The 18,750-nt window shown below is 65.1% G+C and carries 23 protein-coding genes; all 23 read right to left on the bottom strand.

The genetic code is table 11. The features are described 5' to 3' along the window. Positions 1-25: 25 nt before the first annotated feature. On the bottom strand, positions 26-982 hold the full coding sequence (gene fliP / locus ACEL_RS04435; RefSeq protein ID WP_011719693.1) for a flagellar type III secretion system pore protein FliP: 957 nt from the start codon (positions 980-982) through the stop codon (positions 26-28). Further along, complete coding sequence (locus ACEL_RS04430; protein ID WP_011719692.1) at positions 982-1,401, bottom strand: FliO/MopB family protein; 420 nt, start codon at positions 1,399-1,401, stop codon at positions 982-984. The genes fliP and ACEL_RS04430 overlap by 1 nt, the downstream gene beginning before the upstream one ends. Further along, complete coding sequence (gene fliN / locus ACEL_RS04425) at positions 1,401-1,772, bottom strand: flagellar motor switch protein FliN (protein WP_011719691.1); 372 nt, start codon at positions 1,770-1,772, stop codon at positions 1,401-1,403. The genes ACEL_RS04430 and fliN overlap by 1 nt, the downstream gene beginning before the upstream one ends. Beyond that, positions 1,769-2,713 carry a flagellar motor switch protein FliM gene (locus ACEL_RS04420; RefSeq protein ID WP_011719690.1) on the bottom strand — a complete coding sequence of 315 codons (945 nt, stop codon included), beginning with the start codon at positions 2,711-2,713 and terminating at the stop codon, positions 1,769-1,771. The genes fliN and ACEL_RS04420 overlap by 4 nt, the downstream gene beginning before the upstream one ends. Positions 2,714-2,794: 81 nt before the next feature. Then, complete coding sequence (locus tag ACEL_RS04415; RefSeq protein WP_011719689.1) at positions 2,795-3,265, bottom strand: flagellar basal body-associated FliL family protein; 471 nt, start codon at positions 3,263-3,265, stop codon at positions 2,795-2,797. Next, positions 3,262-4,134, bottom strand: coding sequence for an OmpA/MotB family protein (locus ACEL_RS04410; RefSeq protein WP_011719688.1), 873 nt, complete (start codon positions 4,132-4,134; stop codon positions 3,262-3,264). Before ACEL_RS04410 ends, ACEL_RS04415 begins: the two co-directional genes overlap by 4 nt. Then, positions 4,131-4,913 (bottom strand): motility protein A, encoded by a 783-nt coding sequence (locus ACEL_RS04405; RefSeq protein ID WP_011719687.1) that lies wholly within the window; start codon positions 4,911-4,913, stop codon positions 4,131-4,133. The genes ACEL_RS04410 and ACEL_RS04405 overlap by 4 nt, the downstream gene beginning before the upstream one ends. A gap of 1 nt (position 4,914) precedes the next feature. After that, positions 4,915-5,268, bottom strand: coding sequence for a flagellar FlbD family protein (locus ACEL_RS11410; protein ID WP_011719686.1), 354 nt, complete (start codon positions 5,266-5,268; stop codon positions 4,915-4,917). 104 nt (positions 5,269-5,372) lie between these two features. After that, positions 5,373-6,569 (bottom strand): flagellar hook protein FlgE, encoded by a 1,197-nt coding sequence (locus tag ACEL_RS04395; RefSeq protein WP_011719685.1) that lies wholly within the window; start codon positions 6,567-6,569, stop codon positions 5,373-5,375. A gap of 53 nt (positions 6,570-6,622) precedes the next feature. After that, a complete protein-coding gene (locus ACEL_RS04390; RefSeq protein WP_011719684.1) occupies positions 6,623-7,057 on the bottom strand; it encodes a flagellar hook capping FlgD N-terminal domain-containing protein in 435 nt (144 codons plus the stop codon). A 10-nt stretch (positions 7,058-7,067) separates the two neighbouring features. After that, positions 7,068-8,582 (bottom strand): flagellar hook-length control protein FliK, encoded by a 1,515-nt coding sequence (locus ACEL_RS04385; RefSeq protein ID WP_011719683.1) that lies wholly within the window; start codon positions 8,580-8,582, stop codon positions 7,068-7,070. Further along, positions 8,579-9,556, bottom strand: a complete 978-nt coding sequence (locus tag ACEL_RS12585) for a transglycosylase SLT domain-containing protein (protein ID WP_011719682.1) — start codon at positions 9,554-9,556, stop codon at positions 8,579-8,581. The genes ACEL_RS04385 and ACEL_RS12585 overlap by 4 nt, the downstream gene beginning before the upstream one ends. Continuing rightward, positions 9,553-10,008: a flagellar export protein FliJ gene (locus ACEL_RS04375; protein WP_011719681.1), complete on the bottom strand. Its 456-nt coding sequence runs from the start codon at positions 10,006-10,008 to the stop codon at positions 9,553-9,555. Before ACEL_RS04375 ends, ACEL_RS12585 begins: the two co-directional genes overlap by 4 nt. Further along, positions 10,005-11,324 (bottom strand): FliI/YscN family ATPase, encoded by a 1,320-nt coding sequence (locus tag ACEL_RS04370; RefSeq protein WP_011719680.1) that lies wholly within the window; start codon positions 11,322-11,324, stop codon positions 10,005-10,007. The genes ACEL_RS04375 and ACEL_RS04370 overlap by 4 nt, the downstream gene beginning before the upstream one ends. Then, the gene (locus tag ACEL_RS04365) at positions 11,321-12,052 is read right to left on the bottom strand and encodes a FliH/SctL family protein (protein WP_011719679.1); all 732 of its coding nucleotides are present in this window, start codon (positions 12,050-12,052) and stop codon (positions 11,321-11,323) included. Before ACEL_RS04365 ends, ACEL_RS04370 begins: the two co-directional genes overlap by 4 nt. Beyond that, a complete protein-coding gene (fliG, locus tag ACEL_RS04355) occupies positions 12,033-13,040 on the bottom strand; it encodes a flagellar motor switch protein FliG (protein ID WP_011719678.1) in 1,008 nt (335 codons plus the stop codon). The genes ACEL_RS04365 and fliG overlap by 20 nt, the downstream gene beginning before the upstream one ends. After that, a complete protein-coding gene (gene fliF / locus ACEL_RS04350) occupies positions 13,037-14,638 on the bottom strand; it encodes a flagellar basal-body MS-ring/collar protein FliF (protein ID WP_011719677.1) in 1,602 nt (533 codons plus the stop codon). The genes fliG and fliF overlap by 4 nt, the downstream gene beginning before the upstream one ends. A 9-nt stretch (positions 14,639-14,647) precedes the next feature. Next, a complete protein-coding gene (gene fliE / locus ACEL_RS04345; protein WP_011719676.1) occupies positions 14,648-14,956 on the bottom strand; it encodes a flagellar hook-basal body complex protein FliE in 309 nt (102 codons plus the stop codon). A gap of 49 nt (positions 14,957-15,005) precedes the next feature. Beyond that, the gene (locus ACEL_RS04340) at positions 15,006-15,398 is read right to left on the bottom strand and encodes a flagellar basal body rod protein FlgC (RefSeq protein ID WP_011719675.1); all 393 of its coding nucleotides are present in this window, start codon (positions 15,396-15,398) and stop codon (positions 15,006-15,008) included. Positions 15,399-15,421: 23 nt separating this feature from the next. Then, the gene (locus tag ACEL_RS04335; RefSeq protein WP_041834949.1) at positions 15,422-15,766 is read right to left on the bottom strand and encodes a flagellar basal body rod protein FlgB; all 345 of its coding nucleotides are present in this window, start codon (positions 15,764-15,766) and stop codon (positions 15,422-15,424) included. 260 nt (positions 15,767-16,026) lie between these two features. After that, complete coding sequence (locus tag ACEL_RS04330; RefSeq protein ID WP_011719673.1) at positions 16,027-16,332, bottom strand: hypothetical protein; 306 nt, start codon at positions 16,330-16,332, stop codon at positions 16,027-16,029. After that, a complete protein-coding gene (gene fliS, locus ACEL_RS04325; protein ID WP_011719672.1) occupies positions 16,333-16,746 on the bottom strand; it encodes a flagellar export chaperone FliS in 414 nt (137 codons plus the stop codon). 5 nt (positions 16,747-16,751) lie between these two features. Continuing rightward, entirely contained in the window at positions 16,752-18,746 is a 1,995-nt protein-coding gene (gene fliD, locus ACEL_RS04320; RefSeq protein WP_011719671.1) for a flagellar filament capping protein FliD, read from the bottom strand. Positions 18,747-18,750: the final 4 nt, after the last annotated feature.

The following is an 18,750-nucleotide window of genomic DNA, read 5'->3' as shown; positions in this document are numbered from 1 at the left end:
GCTGCTCCGTAGCCGGCGCGAAGGATCAGTGATAGCTGGAGAGCAGGGTCCGGGCGATGAGACCCCAACCGTCCACCATGATGAACAGCAGCAGCTTGAACGGAAGCGAAATTATTGACGGTGGCAGCATCATCATGCCCATGGACATGAGCGAGGAACTCACCACCAAATCGATGATGAGAAAGGGTACGAAGATGACGAACCCGATGATGAAGGCCGCCCGCAGTTCTGAGAGAACGAACGCCGGCACCAGCGTTGTCATCGAGACGTCTTTCGGCGACGCGGGCCGGGATTGGTGACTGGCGTCAATCATCAGCGCCAGGTCATCTTTGCGGGTCTGGTTCAGCATGAACGTCTTCAACGGCTGTACGCCCGCGTCGTACGCCTGTGATGCCGTGATGTGGCCCTTGAGATACGGCTGGACGGCGTCCTTGTTCATCGCCGAGAGGGTCGGGCTCATCACGAAGAGACTGAGGAAGAGCGCAAGTCCGACCAGCACCTGATTCGGTGGAATCGTCTGCAGTCCGAGCGCATTCCGGGTGAGCGAGAGGACGACGATTACCTTCGTGAAACTGGTGGTGAGAATGAGCGCCGCCGGGGCGACGGCCAGAACCGTCATCAGCAGGATGATGACGATGGACTGACTCGGTTTTCCGTTGACGCCGTTGATGCTCACCGTGACGGTGGACCCCGGTCCGTTCGGCGCCGCCGGGCCGGTCGGCCCGGCGGGACCCGACGGCGTCGGTGCAGCCGCAGCCGGGCCGGTCGCAATCGGCGTAATCGGCGCAATAGACGGTATGGGGCTTGGGGTGGCAAACGGCGCCGGCGATTGCGCCGGCGCAGACGCCGCGGCGGGTGTCGCCGCGAGAGCCTGGGCGCCGGATGCTCCTGCCGCAAGCGGCAGCGCCACGGCAAATGCGACACCGGCGCCGACGGCAAGGCTGACGAGTCCGGCGACGCGCCGGCGGTGCCGTCGGTCCATCACGCCCCGGTCCGGTACCGGAGAAGTTCGTCCAGCGGTACGGGCGTCCGGGTGACGTGACCGTCCTTCACCTGCCGGACCGGCGGGCCGGGAAGCGTGACGTCACCGAGGAGTTCAACCCGCTGGTCGGTGACTCCGAGCAGGACGGTCCGATCACCCACCCGCAGAACCGCCACGCCGGCTGACTTTCCCAACGGTTGCCGGGCGAGCACCTCCAGGACACGGCTGGGTCGCTGCGAAGCAGGGTCCAGACCGCCGCGTCCGAGAAGCATGCGGCGTACTGCGCCGAACACGGACCGTCCGGCAGCGGAGGGTGATGACGGTGCGCCGTGAAAACGGTGCAACAACCGGGCGGCCACGTACATCAGCGCGAGAACAACGGCAAGTGAGATCACCATGCGCAAGACGGCGCTCAGCATCACTGCCCTCCGCGCTCGCTGTCCGGGCCGACGATTTCCGAGATTCGGACGCCGAATTCCTCGTCGATGACGACGACTTCACCGCGGGCGATGAGTGTGCCGTTGACGTACAGATCGATAGGACTCCCGGCGGCGCGGTTTAGCTCCACCACCATGCCCGGGGCGAGTGACAGGAGCTCCCGTACCGTCATCCGGGTGCGGCCCAGTTCAGCGGTGACGCCCATTTCGACGTTCTGCAGCAGCTCGAGCCGGCTGGCGCGGACGGTCTGTGCCGAAGCCGCTGAGTTGACCGGTGACACCGACTCGGCCGGCTCGCTCGAATCGCCGACGAGCGCCGAGAGGACGCTGTCGGACGGGGAGATTTCGGTCATCGCGCAGTACCGCCTTCCTGGGGTGGTTCAACGACAAGGCAAGCCGCCTGCCGCCCGTTGCTGCCGGGTACCGCGTAGGCGAACGGAATTCCTTCCGCGGTGATAAGAAGCGGGGCGTTAGTCGGATGCCGTAAAGACAGCACGTCACCGACACTCAGGTTGAGAAGTTCGTGCGGCGTCAGTGCCACGTACGGAAATTGCACGGCGACTTCGATTTCGACGTCCTCGAGCCGGGCACGCAGCGCGGCCTGGCTCCGTTCGAGGAGGTCACGCCGGTCACCGCGTTTCGGGCTTGCCGCCGCTTCAAGCACCGGATACAGCCCGGTGAACGGAATCATGAGGGTCGCCGCGCCGTCCTGGTCACCGACTTTGATCTCGAGCGACGCGACGACGACAATGTCGGACGGCACCGCGGCCTGCGCAAATTGTGGATTGGTCTCGATGCCGATGACGTCCGGCGAGACCTGAACCAGTCCCTCGAAGGCATAACGCAGTTCCTGCACCGCCCGCCGCGTCACCATCTTCATGATTTCGGTCTCGACGTCGGTGGGCAGTCGCGTCGGTTGTTGTGCCGAGCCGGGTCCGCCGAGCACCCGGTCGACGCAGAGCATGGCCGTCTCCAGCGGAAGCTGGAGGATTCCCGTGCCCTGAAGCGGGTCCAGTGAGATAAGGGCCAGGAAGGTCGGCGTGGGCAGCGATTCGACGTAGTCGACGTAGGACATCTGCTCGACGGCGACGAGCTCGACGAGGGAGAAGACCCCAAGCGTGCTGGTCAGGACCGTGGTGAATTGCCGGCAGAACGTCTCGTACGCAATGTGCAGGGTGCGGACGTGTGCGCGATTTAGCTTGTTTGGACGGCGAAAGTCGTACGGCTTCGGTTCACGCGAACGGGCATGGGTCCGCGGTCCCGTGGCCTGGGCGACCGTCGACGTGAACGTCACGCCGCTCCGATCGGCAGAGAGCGGCGCCGTCTGAGCTTTCCGGCCCGGCTTCCTGCGGGCCGGTGTCATGCGATCAATCCACTACTGGATCACGAATGATGTGAAGAGCACCTCCAGGATCGGATCTTTCGGATACACCTGAGCGATCGCTTTTGTCAACTCCTCCTTTGCTTGCTTGAGCCCGGCCGGGGTCTGGAGCGGCCCGGGATCCTTGCCGGTGAAGTACTGGATCACGACGTCGGTGGCCGGCGCCGGGTCCGGCGGCTGCGTCTTGCTGGTCTTGGTGGTGAATTGCAGCGCGAGCCCGATGCGCAAGTAGTGTCCGCCGGCGAGATTGACCGTCACCGCGTCGACGGCCACCAGGGGCCCGGGCTTCTCCTGGACAGCGGCCCCGGTTTTCGCCGGATGGTGGGACTTCTTGCCCATCACGACGTACCCACCAGCCAGGACGGCGACAGCCAGCAGAATGATGAGAATCTTCCGCTTCTTGCCCTTCTTGGGTTTCGCGGTCTGCGCTGCCTCGGTCGTCGCGGTAGCGGCCGCTGGACTCATGGTGAACCTCCGATGGCTTGGGTCAGGAGCGTCGACAGGACGACGATGTCGACACGTCGGTTCTGTTGGCGATGTTCGGGGGTGTCGTTCGGCACCAGCGGCCGGGTGTCGGCGTAGCCGGTTGCCGACATGCGCTCTTCGGGCAAGCCGTCATTGCTCACCAGGTAACGAAGAACCGTCGTCGCACGAATAGCCGATAACTCCCAGTTCGAGGCGAACGGTCCACCGGTGATGGGGACGTTGTCGGTATGCCCTTCGACCGAGATGTCGTTGGGCAGGCCGCGGAGCACCGGAGCGATCGCATCCAACACTTGTCGCCCGATCGGCCGCAGATCCGCCTTGCCGGTGTCGAAGAGGACCTGGTCCGTGACGATGCTCACGATGAGACCCCGGGTCTCCACGCGGAACTTCACCGAATCAGCCAGGCCCTTGGCCTGCAAGGCGGCTTCAATCCGCCGCTCGGCGTCCAGGAAAGTCTCGCGTTCCGCATTCGCCGCCGCGCTCGCGCTGGCCTGCGCGCTCGGCTGCGCATGCGACTGTTCGGCATCAGAAATCGGCGCGATCGGCTGGTCCGGGTTGTTGGTGAGCTGCCCTTGGTCGTGGTTGGCCGTCTTTCCGCCGTCCATCACCCCCGTGCCCGCCGGCAGCACTTTCGGTGTCGAGCCGAATTGGTGGGCGAGACCGTCGGCAAGCTCCGCGAACTTCTTCTTGTCCACCACGCTGATCGCAAAGAGCACGATGAACAACACCATGAGAAGGGTCACCATGTCGGTATAGGTGAGCAGCCATCGCTCGTGGCTAGGCCCGTGCCCGCCCTCGGCGTGCTGCCTGCTCCGGCGACGGCGCCGGGAAGGTCGTGACGTGCTCACGCTGCCTTCTCCTGTTTCGCCTTCTCTGCCTTCGGATCCGCCGGCAGCAGCGACTGGAGCTTCTGGCGGATGAGCCTTGGGTTCACCCCGGCCTGGATGGAGAGGACACCTTCGATGACCAGCTCCATTTGCTGGACGGCCAGCTCACCGAGGCGGCCGATCTTGTTGGAGAGCGGCAGCCACACGATGTTCGCCAGCATCACGCCCCAGAGGGTGGCCACGAAGGCGCTTGCGATGAGCTTGCCGAGCGATTCCGGCGAACTCAGATTCGCGAGCACGTGAATGAGGCTCACGACCGTGCCGATGATGCCGAGCGTCGGTGAATACCCGCCCATGTCAAGGAAGAGCTTGGCGCCTTGCTTGTACTCCGTTCGTTTCGCGACGATCTCGGCGTCGAGGATCTCCCGAAGTTCTTCGGGATCCGTGCCGTCGATGGCCAGCTGCAGACCCTTGCGCAGGAAGTCGTCGTCCACCTCATTGGCGGCGTCTTCCAAGGCTAGCAGCCCTTCCCGGCGTGCGCGATCCGCGAGCTTGACGAGCTCGTCGACGAGACCGTCCGGCCGGATCGGCTTGGCGAGCAGGGCGGTCTTTATCCATTTGACGGATCCGGTGGTGTCCTTGAGCAGTCCGCCGGCCATTGCGGCACCGAGGGTGCCGAGGATGACGAGCATCATCGGCGCTGGAAGGAGAATGGCGGTCGGCTTGCTCCCCTCGAGGATCATTGACATGAAAATGCCGGAGAAGCCGAGCAGAATCCCGACGATGGTGCCGACGTCCATCTCAGCTGTCCCCACCGTCGAGTGCGCGGCGACGCTGGCGCGTCGGCCGGGGCGCTAGCGGCGTCGGATCGGGATTCTCGTCACTGTCGGGGGACGTATCGGTCGTGTCCTCGCTGCGGATGACGCGCAGTCCCCGGCCGGTCGGCGTGATGGTCCGCTCGAAGGCATACGCGGCGGCCAATACTTGCCCGCGGTACTCGCGAATGCGCGCGACGACCTCCTCGACGGACTCGGCGACGACGTACTTGACCCCGTCGACGAGGGTCACGACGGTATCCGGGGTGGCGTCAATCCGTTCGATGAGGTCGGGATTGAGAGCGAAGGGAGGGCCGTTCAGCCGGGTGACAACGATCATCGGCCCTCCGTCCATGGCACCGTGCGCTCACCGATCCGTGGTGAGCCGTCTACCCCTTCGGCCGGTCCCCAGCGGACCTGAGGACCGGCCGACGTCAACTTGGGTTACTGCTTGAGATTCACCAGATCCTGGAGAACTTGGTCGGATGTGGTGATGACCTTCGCGTTGGCCTGGAAACCCCGCTCGGCAATGATCAAGTTGGTGAATTCCTGGGACAGGTCGACGTTCGAGCCCTCGAGCTCACCGGCGGCGAGCTGGCCGCGGCTTCCCGTCCCCGACGCACCGATCTGCGCGGCGCCGGAGTTCACCGATTCGGCGTACTCGGACGTGCCTACCTTGGTGAGACCGCCGGGATTGTTGAAGGTCGCCAGGGCAATCTTGGCGAGCGGTTGCTTCATCCCATTGGTGAAGACACCCTGGATGGTGCCGTCCGGCGAAATGGTGTACGACGCGAGCGAGCCCATGGCGGAACCGTCCGACGAGACCACCTCGACGGTGTTCCCGCCGCCGTAGGCGGTCAGCCCGGAGAGGTCGAGGCTGATGTTCTGCCCACCCAGGGTCACGGTTTGCGGGTTGGTGCCGTTGTACTGACCGGTCGTCGAATCGAAACTCAACGGCACATTGGTCGGCGAACCGCCGCCCGGCGGCAGAATGTCCAGCTTCCAGCTGTTGGACGTCGTGTCGTAGCTGTACTCGAGGGTGTACTGGGTGGCCTGCCCCTTGGCGTCATACACCGTGAGGTTGTTGTCGATCGGCGAGCCGGAACCGTCGGCCGGGAGGTTGCCGGCGAGGGTCGCGGTGGTCGTCGCCGATGGGGGCATCGACGTTCCGAGCGGGAGCTTTATCGCGGTGACCGGTCCAGTGGTATTCACCACACCGCCGCTGGCCAGCCAGCCTTGCACGAGAGCGCCGTTGGCGCTGACGAGGTTGCCGTTCGCGTCGAAAGAGAAGGCGCCGTTCCGGGTGTACACCCGCTGACCACCGTCATCAAGCACGAAAAAACCGTCACCTTGGATCATCAGATCCGTGTCGACGCCGGTGGTTTCGGCCGGACCCTGGGTGAAGGTCGTGCTGATGGCGGCAATCTGAACACCCAGTCCTACTTGGGCCGGGTTGGTGCCGCCCTGAACGCCCTGCGGTGCGCCGGCGGCGCGGAGCATCTGGCTGAGGGTGTCTTCAAATTCCACTTGGGAGGCTTTGAATCCGACGGTGTTGACATTGGCAATGTTGTTGCCGACGACATCCAGCATCGTCTGGTGGGCCCGCAGGCCCGAGACGCCGGAGAACAGGGAACGGAGCACGGTTCTTCCTTTCTTTCTTGGGTGAGTGGCGGTTTCCTTGGGTGGATGGCGGTTTACTGGGCCGGTTCGGTGACTTCGGTGATTGCGCTGAGCGGTACCGTGGTCGAGCCGATGCGCAGCATGGGACCATTGCTTCCCGGCATCGCCGCGGCGACAACGCCGGTGACCGGCGTTCCGTCGGACGCCGTGTACGTGACGGTCTTGCCGATGAGCGCTACCGCACTCGACGTCTGCATGTCGTGGTAGAGGTTCGTCATGAGCTGATTCATCGTGTTCATGGTTTGCACCATGGCGAACTGTGCTTCTTCTGCGATGTAGGTCGAGCTGTCGGTCGGATTCAATGGGTCCTGGTGACTGAGTTGAGCGACCAGCAGTTTGAGAAATGTCTGCGGGTCGAAGACGCTCGTCGTCGCCGTACTGGATGCCGGTGTGGCAGGCGCCGCCGCACCAGCCGTAACGGAAGAGATGGCATCAATCGGGCCGGTCATTGGGTTCCTTTCAGATTCGCAGGTCGAGTGCTGAGCGAAGCGTCATCGGTGTCCGTGCGCGGCGCGAAGGGCTGCTGACCGGGGACGGCGTCTCGCGCTCGTCAGCCGGGACGGGCTGGTCACCGCCGCTGCTGGAATGGTTTCCGGCAAAGCCCGTCTCCGCCTGGGAGCCACCGACGGTGATCTCACCGATCTGCAGACCTTGAGCGGTCAGCTCGCTGCGAAGCTGCGCAAGTGAGGTTCGCAGGGCGTCCGCGGCGTCGGCCTTCTCGGGCCGGAAGTGAATCGTTGCGGTGCCACCACGGATTTCGACATCGACGCCGACCATGCCGAGCTCCACCGGTTGCAACTGCAGGGACAGCCGGTATCCGCCGTCCGAAGCATGCCGGAGTCCCGCGAGCACCGCGACGAGATTCAGTTGCGGCGGCACGATGACCGTCCCACCGCCCGCCAGAACCATTTGCGGCGGCGCGGCAGACGCCGGACCAGGCGGCTGGGAACCCGTCATCGGGACAGCATCAAACGCGGCCGCATTCGGGCTACCGCCCGGCGTGACCTCACGGCCGGCATCCCGGCGCGTACTCTTCTGTAGTTCGCCGGCTTGGATTCCGGCGGCGTCCAGGCTGGCGGTCCTCTCCGGACCGCCTGTTCTCGACAGCGATTCGGTAATCGGCGCGGTCGATGTAGCGGCGACGTCAGAGGAAAAGTCGATCCCCGCGTTGCGTGCCAGGCGGCCGTCATGCGCGTGGTCAACACGGGCGGTCAGGTCTGCGGCACCGGGGTGGATTTTCCGCATGCCGGCATCGGGTGACGCCGCCGGCGGCATCGACGGTGCCTGGTTGACGGCCAACGGCGTATCGAGCTGCGACGGACCGGAGGATCGGGTGTCCGGCGCGAGGTCGGAAACGTGTGTCGCATGATTCGCCGGGTTGGTCGCGAGACCCGTCGTATTCAGCGGAGACGTCGCCGGCGGAGCAACCGTTGTCGTCCCAGCCGCACTACTTTTCCTATCCGGCACCGGCATGGTTTTCGTATCCGGCGCCGGCATTGCTGGTGACCCAGTGCCGGCCGCCGCTGATTGACTGGACGCGGCAATCGACGGTGCCAGACCGGATTGCAGCGGGTCGGCAACTCCGTCTTCCGCAGCACTTTCCGGTTGTAGGGCCTGTGCTGCGCCGGCGGCTGACTCCGTCAGCGGCAACCCGCCATTCCCCACCGCCGGCGTACTCGATCCATAGCCGCCGCCCACATGCCGGGCTGTCTCGGCGGCCGGTGCGGATCCTCCGAGCGGTCTGCGGCTACCCCCCGACACCGCATCACCGGCGCCCGTCGACGCCGACGCTGACGCCGCGGTGCCGTCACCCGAAGGCGCGGAAACTCCAGACGGTGCGCCCAGCAGCGCCGCCAGCAAGGCGGCACCGAAGACCTCCGCCGAGCCGGACTCGGCAGCGGCTTTATGTCCCGCGTGGTCGATGACCTCGGCAGGAGATAATCCCCCTGCCGCCTTGGCCGCTGTTGTCCTCATAGACCCTCACTCATCGTCGCCAGCACTTTCTGCACGTATTGCTGAGTTTCCGGATACGGTGGAATGCCGTTGTACCGGTCGACCGCCGGGCCGCCGGCGTTGTATGCCGCCAGTGCCAACGGCAGGGAGCCGTATTTCGCCAGCTCGCCGGCAAGGAGCCGAGCGGCGCCGTCGATGGCTTGCGCGGGATCGCGCGGATCGACGCCGAGCGCCGCAGCGGTGCCGGGCATCAACTGCATGAGGCCGACGGCGCCGGCTGGGCTTACCGCGTCCGGTTGGAACTTGGATTCAACCTTGGCGACGGCGGCCAGGAGTCCGGTGGGCAGACCGTAGCGACGCTCGGCGGCGTCGAACAGCGCCGCGTACGCGCCGCCCGAGGTATCACTGCTCGAGCTTCCTGCTCCCGTCGCTGAGAGTGCGACCGGCCGGTCGACGGGCACACCGCTGAAGAGGGACGCTCCGGCAACCACTCGGCGGATTGTCGTCGGCGGAACGGTAATGTCTTGTACCTGGACGACGGTTCCTGTGTGTGGGGCGACGATCATTTTTCCGTTGCCGACGTAGATGCCAATGTGCGTGGCTGGATCACCGAAACAGACGAGATCGCCCGGTTGTGCCTGCGCCAAGCTGGGGACGGCGACACCGACCGTCGCCTGCTGCTGACTGCTCCGCGGCAGCGCAATACCGACATCCTGGTAGACGCGCTGCACCAAGGCGGAACAATCGAGGCCCGTACGCGGATCGGTTCCCCCATAGCGGTACGGAACGCCCAAGTACCGGAACGCGTCCGCAACGATATCCGCGCCGGTGACCGAGGACGACGACGGTTGCGTACTCATGTCACTGGCACTCGGCGCAGCGACCGCAGCCAATACCGAGCTGAATTCGCCGGAGACGGCCGGCGGCGGGCTGACCGCCGCGAGAAGCTCTGTGATCGCGGCAACGCGGGTCTGCACGTCGTTGACGATGCTCACGACGACGCTCCCGGCTGCTTGCGGTTCACGTGGTGCCGCTGCGCGGTCGCATCGTCGATTTCGCTCTGCTCCTCACGGTCAGCTGCGTAGCGGTGCTCGGCCCGTCTCCGCTCGTCCAACCGTTCGAGCGCGCTGCGCCGGCTTTTCGCCTCCGCCCACTGTGCACGCGCGTCGTCACGTGCCTGTTCCTCAGCTGCACGGGCGGCTTCCGCATCCAGCACAGCCCTCGCGCGCCGTGCAGCCTCGTCACGGAAAGCCAGCAGGTTGAAGAGGTTTCCCCGCAGCGCAGCGCCGCTGGCTATCTGAGCGTCGTACCGGCGGAATTCTTCCTCGCAGCGTTCCTCCGCCTGCCGCGCCCGTGCGGCCGCGCGGCGAAGCTCGTCGCGTGCGGCGGTCTCCTGGGCCGCCCGCAACCGGAGCACCCGAGCCAGCGGGAAAATGTATCGCTTCATGCTGTCACAATGTCGTGCAACCAGCGCCACGCCTGGTCCGCAGGCGTGACGGCCCGAATGTCCTGCCGCAGAAAGTCGGTAATCCGTGGCTGCAACCGGAGCGCGGTGTCCACATCGGGATTCGAGCCCGGCACGTACGCACCGATGTCGATGAGTTCACGGGCGTCGCGATGCGCAGCCAGAATGCGCCGGAGGAATGTGGCGTCGTCGCGCTGCTGGGCGGTCGTGATCGCACCGGTCAGTCGGGAGATGGATTCCAGCACGTCGACCGCGGGATAGTGGCCGGACGTCGCAAGCCGCCGGCTCAGTGTGACGTGCCCGTCGAGGATGGACCGCGCCGTGTCCGCGATCGGCTCGTTCATGTCATCGCCTTCGACGAGTACGGTGTACAGGCCGGTGATGCTGCCGTGTTCGCCGGCGCCGGCTCGTTCCAGCAGTTTGGGCAGCAGGGCAAAGACCGACGGAGGATAGCCGCGGGTCGCGGCGGGTTCACCGACGGAGAGGCCGATTTCCCGCTGGGCCATCGCAAAGCGCGTGATGCTGTCCATCATGAGAATCACATGACGCCCGAGGTCCCGGAACCACTCGGCGATGCGGGTCGCGACGAAGGCGGCGCGCAACCGCAGCAACGCCGGCTCGTCCGACGTGGCGACCACTACGACCGATCGCGCCAGTCCTTCCTCGCCAAGGTCGTTCTCCAGGAATTCACGCACCTCCCGGCCTCGCTCGCCGACCAGAGCGATGACCGAGACATCCGCCTCGGTGCCCCGGGCAATCATCGAGAGGAGGGAGGATTTCCCGACGCCGGATCCGGCAAATATGCCGAGCCGCTGGCCGCGGCCGCACGGTGTCATGGTGTCGAGCACGCGAACACCAAGAGACAACTGCTCGCTGATCCGGGTGCGGCGCAACGGATGCGGCGGCGTCGCGTCAAGTCCGACCCGGATGGTGTCGCGCAACTCCCCCTTGCCGTCAATCGGCCGGCCGAGACCATCGAGCACTCGGCCCAGGAGCGCGTCACCGACCGGAACGGTGAGCGGACCGCCGGTCGGCGTCACCAGCGCGCCGACCGCCACGCCGCTGACGTCGCCCAGCGGCATGCAGGCCAGTGACTCATCGTGCAGCGCGACAACTTCAGCCAGCGTGGGTTGCCTGCCCTCGACAATGACGACGTCGCCGATGGCCGCTCGAATGCCCGCAGCCGTGATGCTCAATCCGACAATGCCGGTCACTCTGCCGTGCACGCTCGGCCGCGCGGCAGCGAGCGCATTCTCCCACCGGCGCACAAAAGATGGTGAGACCAGGCCGACGCTCATGACGCACTCTCCTCGGTCTCGAGACCCAGGACGCGCCGTACCCGCGCCAGCGCGCGGTCAAGCGATGCGTCAACGTGGGTCGCGCCTGCGTCGACAACGCACGAACCGCGCTCAACCGTTGGATCGGCTTCGATGACCAGCCGATGCGACGCCGTCAACGCCGATGAGCCGTGAATGACGGCGAGATCGTCTGGATGGCAACGGACAATAGCCGGAACGTCAGCGGGAAGGATGACAAGGGCGCGGCGCACTGCTTCCAGCACCGGCGCATCGGCGAGCGCAAGCTCACGGCCAAGGAGAGTTTCCGCGAGACGGTACGCGTGCCGGACGATAATGTCCTCCAGCCCGGCCAGTTCTGTCACCTGTCGGGCGGCGAATTCCGCCCGTGCCTGCTCGAGTGCCGAAATCGCCTGCTCGAGGTCGCGTCGGCGCTCCGCGAGTTGAGCCGACACCGCGGCGACCCGCTGCTCAAGAACGTGTTCAGCATCGGCGTGTGCGGCACGCTCGCCGTCGGCGTAGCCGTCGGCGTATCCGTCGCGGCGCGCCTGCTCCCGCGCCTCCTGCACCGCCGCCGCGAAAGCCCGGGCCAATTCCGGGTCCACCAACCGCGGATCCGCCCGGCGCAAGCCGGATTGCGCGGCTGCCAGGAGGTCGCTGTCCAGCCGCGCCGGACGGACCGCGGCCGCGCCGCGCAGCACCGTGGCGGGTCTACTCGATGAACTCATCATCCGATCCTCGGTGAATGACGATTTCCCCGGCCTCCTCGAGCTGGCGGATCGTGTGGATAATCTTCGCCTGTGCTTCTTCGACCGCCTTGAGCCGTACCGGGCCGAGCAAGGATATTTCTTCCTTGAGGTTCTCCCCCGCGCGCTCTGACATGTTGCGGAATATCTTTTCTTTCACTTCTTCCCGGACACCCTTGAGGGCGGTGGCCAGCACGTTCGCCTCGACGTCGCGCAGCACGCGCTGCACGGCACGGTCGTCGAGATTCACAATGTCTTCGAACATGAACATCTGGGCGCGGACCTGCTCGGCGAGTTCGCGGTCGCGCTCTTCGAGAGCCTCCAGAATGAGTTTCTCCGTCGCCCGGTCGGAGCGGTTGATGATGTCGACAAGCGGTTGCAGGCCGCCGACCGTCGTCGACTCACCGGCCTGGGTGAGCAGCGTGGCCAGTTTCTTCTCGAAGACGCTCTCGACCAGGCGGACGATTGCCGGCGACACCCGGGACATAATCGCGATCCGGTGGGCCACCTCCGCCTGCAGTTCCGGCGCAAAACCGCTCATGACCGTGGCCGCCTGCTCGGGTCCCATGTGGGAGATGACCAGCGCAATGGTCTGCGGATGCTCCTCCTGGAGAAAGTTCACGATCTGCCGCGCGTCCACTTGCCGGAGGAATTGGAACGGCATTTCGGTCAGCGTCGCCTGGAGCCGCTCGATGATGGAGCGGGCCTTCTCGACACCGAGGCTCGCCTCGAGAATTTCCCGGGCGAGCGCCAACCCGCCGCGGTTGTAGTACCGGTGCGCCAGCGCCATTTCCTGGAATTCCGCGACGACCCGGTCGGCGAGACTCGGATCGATCGAGTCGAGCTGGGCGATTTCCGCCGTAATCGCCTCAACCTCCGACTCCCGCATCTTGGCCAGGACCCGTGCCGAGCGCTCCTTTCCGAGCTGCACCATGAGCACGGCAGCTTTGCGCAGCCCGGGTACGTCGCTCACGAGCTCCTCCGGTCAGCAAGCCACCCGCGCAGCAGCTGGGCGACCTCCTCGGGCTGTCGCTCGACCAGCTCACCAATCTCCGCGGCAAGCGGCGTCGTGATTTCCAGCCGGTCGGCGGGCTTCTGGCCGCTCGGAATTTCCTTGCGCTCCGCACCGTCGCCGCCGCCCAGGGCCGCCCGACGCCGTGCCTCTTCAAGTTCAACGCGTTCGGCGAGTGAGAGGATCGGGGAGACCTCGGCGGCCTTCTTCGCCCGGCGCAGGAAGAAGAAGATGATGCCGAGGACGATCAGCGCGATGACAGCGTCCTTCGCATATCCCACGAGCTTGTTCATGCTCTGCGCCTTCTGCGCGGCCGCAAGCGCTTTCTTCTCCGCCGCTTGTTGCGACGTGTCAAACGGCATCGTCGCCACCGACACGCTGTCACCGCGCGATGTCTGCACGCCTGCCGCGCTTGTCACCAGGTTCTTGACGTCCGTGAGGTTGACGTTCTTCGCCGCGGCGGAATCGAGCAGGACGGCGACAGAGAGCCGTTCCACCGATCCGGGAGCCGTCTTGACCTCTTCAACCACCCGGCCAATGGCGTTGTCCACCGTCGCACTCTGACTCTGGTACGTACCCGGACTCGGCGACGGTGTCGGCACGGCGATATTGTCGGGGCCCAGGATTCCGGTCGCCGCCTGGTTGGTCCCGCTATAGGTCTCGTAGCTCCAGCTCTGGGAGAGCGGAATCGGCGTCGTGCCCGGACTCGGTTGAAGGTAGGTCTCCGAGGTTGTGCTCTTCGTGTCGAAATTCAGTGCGGCATTCACCTGGACGACGACATGCCCCGGACCGACGAGGGGTTGCAGCAGGTTCTGAACGGCCTGGGCGACGCGCTGCTCGTATGCGGCCGTCTGCTGGTCCTGAAGGGTACTGGCTGCCGAAAGCTGGCCGTCCATGCCGGGAGCGGAAAGGACGTGACCCTGAGAGTCCGCCACCGTGACATCGGCAGGGTTCAGACCCTCAACGCTCGACGCCACCAGGTGAACGATGGCCTGCACCTGCTCCGGCGTCAGAGTGCTTGACGGCTGCGTGGTCACCAGAACGGACGCCGTCGGCTTGCTCGAATCTTGGGTAAAGACGTCCGTCTGTGGCAGCACGATGTTGACTATCGCCGACTGAACGCCATTGATCGCTTCGATCGTCTTGGCCAGCTCGCTCTCCAAGGCCTGCTGGTAAGCGACATTCTGCTGGAATTCCGAGGTGGTGATTCCGCCTTTGTCGAGCAGGCTGAAGCCACTCTGGCTGCTTGCCGGCAAATTCGCCTTTGCCATGTCCAGGCGCAGCTGGTAGACGTCTTTCTGCGGGACGAGAATGGTGCTGCCGCCGTCGGCAAGCCGGTACGGTTCCTTCAGAGAGTTCAACTTGTCGGTAATCGCTGCGGCGTCGGATGCGGCAAGATTTGAGAAGAGCGGCGCATAGCTGGGTTTTGCCGCCCAACTGCGAAAGAGCACGGCGCCAATCACCAGCGCAAGCACGATGAGCGCGGTCACCATCTTCTGCCCGGCGGTGAATTCGCCGAAGACGGCGCGGATCCTGTCAAGTATGGCGCGGACGTTCACGGCACCCCACTACATCTGCATGTTCATGATGCTGGTGAACGCGGCGATGGCCTTGTCGCGGACAGCCGTGGTGAGTTCCGTCGCGATCGCCGCCTCATTGCTTGCAATCATGTACGACGTGATGTCGGCAAGCGACCCGGTGGCTGCTTGAGTTGCGAGGTCGTCGGCATGTGCCTGGAGCTGCTGCAACGCGTCGATGCCACGGGTCAACGCCGTGCCGAAGTCGCCGGCATTGGCCTGCGTACTCGCGGCAGCGGAGGATCCGGTAAGCGCCGCCGCGCCGGATACCGCAGGCAGTGGGGAGATCGACGGAACCACCGATGCTCACCTCTCCTCAGTCGTGCACATGCCTGCCATGGTTGGCGTCTTATTTCCCGAGCTGCAAAGCCTGCTTGTACGCGTCAGTAGCGCGGGTCATAATCGCCAGATTCGCCTCGTAACTGCGTTGTGCCATAATCATCTGGGTCATCTGCGATGTCATGTCGACGTCGGCATGCCGGACGTAGCCGCGGGCGTCGGCTTGCGGATTCGTCGGGTCATAAGACTCGATGCCGGCGCTTGATCCGTAGCGAATGGCGACGACCTCGACGCCGCCGCCAGGCGCCGCCTGCACCTGGACGTACCGGGGCGCAAAGACCGGCTGGTCGCCGGGAACGACGTCGTTGGCGTTGCTCACGTTGTCCGCGATGGCGTCCATCCACTTGCGGTTCACCGTGAGGGCCGTACCGGAAATTCCGATCGTGTCGAACAATTGCGTCATCTAGGTCACCGCCACCTCAATGGTCAGGGAGAGCCGATCGCTGTCTTGAGGAGTTGATATTTTGCCGTCAGCGCTTCAATGTCGGTCTGGTATTTCAAGCCCGTGTCAATGGCCGAGACGGTCTCCTCGTCGAGGTTGACGTTGTTGCCGTTGGTGTTGGTCGGCTCCAAGGAGGTCAGCGTCGTGATCTGCGCGGCGCCCGGATCACCCGACGCGATCGCGGCCTTGAGACTGTCTTCAAAGACGACCCGCTTGGCAAGAAAATTCGGAGTGTCGATGTTCGCGACGTTGTCTGCGAGGGCACGTTGGCGGGCCGAGAGACCGGCGATTGAGACTTCCAGCGCCTGCGTAGTCAGGTCGTCGAACACGGTACGCCTTTCGCACCTTGAGCAATCGCCCATCCGTGGCGAAGGCCGAGCAGTCCGTGCTCGCCGTTCCGTTCGGCACGACACCGCCGGAGCTAGGGAATTTTCCGGAGCATCACACGGACGGAGTAACAGGCCGGATGAGGGAGCGAGACGCACCAGGCCGGAACGTGGCCTGAACCGCTCGGTGTGCAAGGAGGCACCGAACGGCGACAGCAGTGACCGGCGAGCGGACCGGCGGCGGAACTCGGATCGGGCGTGATTCAGCTCTGGATGTCGACGTAGTGCGGGGCTGGCTGGTCCGGCTTGGTGGCTCGACGCGCGCGAAGCACTGCAGCGTGCTCGGCGCGGACCAGGCCCTGCATCGCACGAATTCTTTCTTGGAGCTCCATTGCCCGCGCGTAGAGGGATTCGGCGATCTGGCCGAGCTCGTACGGTAACGGCCCCAGATCGGCCGGGAAGCGATACGTGAACGGCGGAATCGTACGTGGATCGCTCTCGATGGCGTTTTCGAGGTCAAGCAGCGCCTGCCCGAACGCCTCGAGCGCGGCATACCAGCGATCGTGCATTCAGCCCGCCCTCGCAATCGGTACCGCTGATGCGCCCATGGAATCGTGGGCTCCGACCGTCTCCGCCGCCTGCCGCCAAGCGTCCCGCAGCGGTTCGACAAGCCGCCGGCAGGCGTCGGCCCTGGCGGCATCGCGTGAGATATTCGCGCCGATCAACTCCTTGATGAGCCAGACGTAAATGCTGGCGAGCTGCGCTGCACCCTCCCACACGTCAAGTCGAAGGCCTTTGCGAAGTTCGAAGACAATGTCTTGCGCATGACGGAGGTGTGCGTCAGCATCCGCGAAGCGGTGTTCGGCGAGCGCGTCCCTGCCTTGAATGATGTCCAACACCAACCGGTCGTACAGCATGACGACCAGCCGCGCGGGGGTGGCGGTCGCAACCGAGGCGGCCAGGTACCGGGCTTGCGCATTCATGCCGCTCACCCACCCGACCGGCTGGTGGACTGGTTCTGCAACGAGAGAATGGCCGAGCCGAGCTGCGCACTCATCGCCTGCAGCGCGCTCAACTGGCTCTCCAGGGACGCCCACTGGGCCTCGAGCGCCGCCTGCTTCGTGTCCAAGACCACCTGCCAGTTCGCGATCTGGGTATTGAGGTCGGCGATGGTGGAGTTCTCTCCGTTGATGACACTGGTCAGGCTGCCTCGCACCGGGTCCGTGGCCGTTTCGGCGACACGCGCGAGCGCCTGCGCGGCGCCCGCGGTGTAGGTGAACGTACCCGCGCTCCCACCGCCGAGAGCGGCGACATCAGCGGGCGTCAGGGTCACCGTGAGGGTGATGGCGTCGACACCGGGCGTTCCCGGCATGGTGTACAGCAGCTGACCGACGCCTTGTGCAGGCTGGCCGTTGATGGTGCCGGCGACGTCTTTCCCTGGGGTGACCGCGGAAGCGACCAGGCCGCCGGTTGCCGAGCTGGTAAAGGTGTACGCCGAGCCGTACCCGTTGGCGGTCAGGTCAATCAGCGACCCGTTCGTCGGATCGACACTGGCCGACACGCCGAGCGAATTCTGCGCGGCAAGAGCGTTGAGACCGTCCACCACCGTCTGCACCGTGTCACCCGACTGGACGGTGTAGGTGATGCTGGTGCCGCCCAGGCTGACGGTGATGGTCTGTCCGGCGGTGAGTCCGCTGCTGGTGTCAATCGTTCCGGTCGCCTTGGTCGCCGCCTGGGTGACGGTCACGTTGTAGCTGCCGGGAACGGTCGCGTCGCTGCTGTTCTGCAACGTCACCGTGCCGGTGAGCCCCGATTGCGCGGGAGCGAAACTGCCGCCCGGCCCGAGCGCCGACTGTGCGGCCGCCGGATTTGCGGTGTATGCAGCCTGGAACGCGTTGGCGTCAAAGGTTATCTGACCATCCTTGGTGACGCTCAGCCCGACACTGGTCGCACTCTGATTCGCCCCGACGATCGAGCTGACCGCGCTCAGAATACTGTTACGAATTTGATTGACGGTGAGATCCCCGGTGAGAACGGACGCCTGCTGGTTGCTGGGATCGTATGCGGTCGCGGTATCAATCGACGACAGGACGGCGTTCGCGGCGTCCACCATCGCCTTGATCTTATCGGCGATGCCGCTAGCGTCGGGCGTGACGGTGAGACTGACCCCACTGGCCACCTGGCTGACCGTGAAGGTCAAACCAGGCAAGACTTGATTGAACGTGTTGGTGTGCGACGAAATGGTGTACTGCCCAGGGGTGCCCGCGCCCACGGTGATGACGGCGTCTTGAGCGGTTGACGTGTTGTTGAAGGACCCAAGTGGGCCGCCGTTCAGCCCGCTGATGGTGAACGCCGTATCGGCCCCGGTGGAGGTCGACGACAATTGCAGCCGGTAACTGCTGGTGCCTACCTGGACGATCGACGCCTGGACGCCGAGGTTCGCGCTGTTGATGCCGGCCGCGACCGCCGCAAGCGAACCGTCGCCGGTATTGATGGTGACCGGACTCCCGGAACCGACGGTGAGGGTGACCGGTGAACCGGTGGTGACGATCGTGGAGGTGCTCGAGACAGTATTGGCCGAGACCGAGGTCTGACCGCTGGCAAGCTGAGTCACGTCGAAGGTAAACGTGCCGGCCTGGGCACCGGCGGAAACACTGGCCGTCACCGAAGCGGACGACGAGGTGACCGCCATCGCCTGCCAGGTGGTGGGCGACGTCACCGCATCGGCAGCGCTCTGCAGCGCAGCAAGCTGCTGGTTGATGCCCTGGTAGGCGGTCAACTTCGCCTGCTCAACGGTGAGCTGGTTCTTCAGATTGGTCTGCGGCTGGGCAGCCTGCTGCATGATGGCGTTGATGATGGCGGTGGTGTTGAGACCGCTGATGAGGCCGTCGATCCGGCTGTTGCTGCCGGTGCTACTGACAAATGTGCCGACGCCACTGCTGCTATTGCTGCTGCTACTGCCGCTGATGCTGCTCGTTGTCACCGGA

The sequence above is a fragment of the Acidothermus cellulolyticus 11B genome (assembly GCF_000015025.1).
Taxonomy (GTDB): domain Bacteria; phylum Actinomycetota; class Actinomycetes; order Acidothermales; family Acidothermaceae; genus Acidothermus; species Acidothermus cellulolyticus.
Note: the sequence above shows the minus strand (reverse complement) of the source record. Positions and strands in the feature narration are given on the sequence as shown.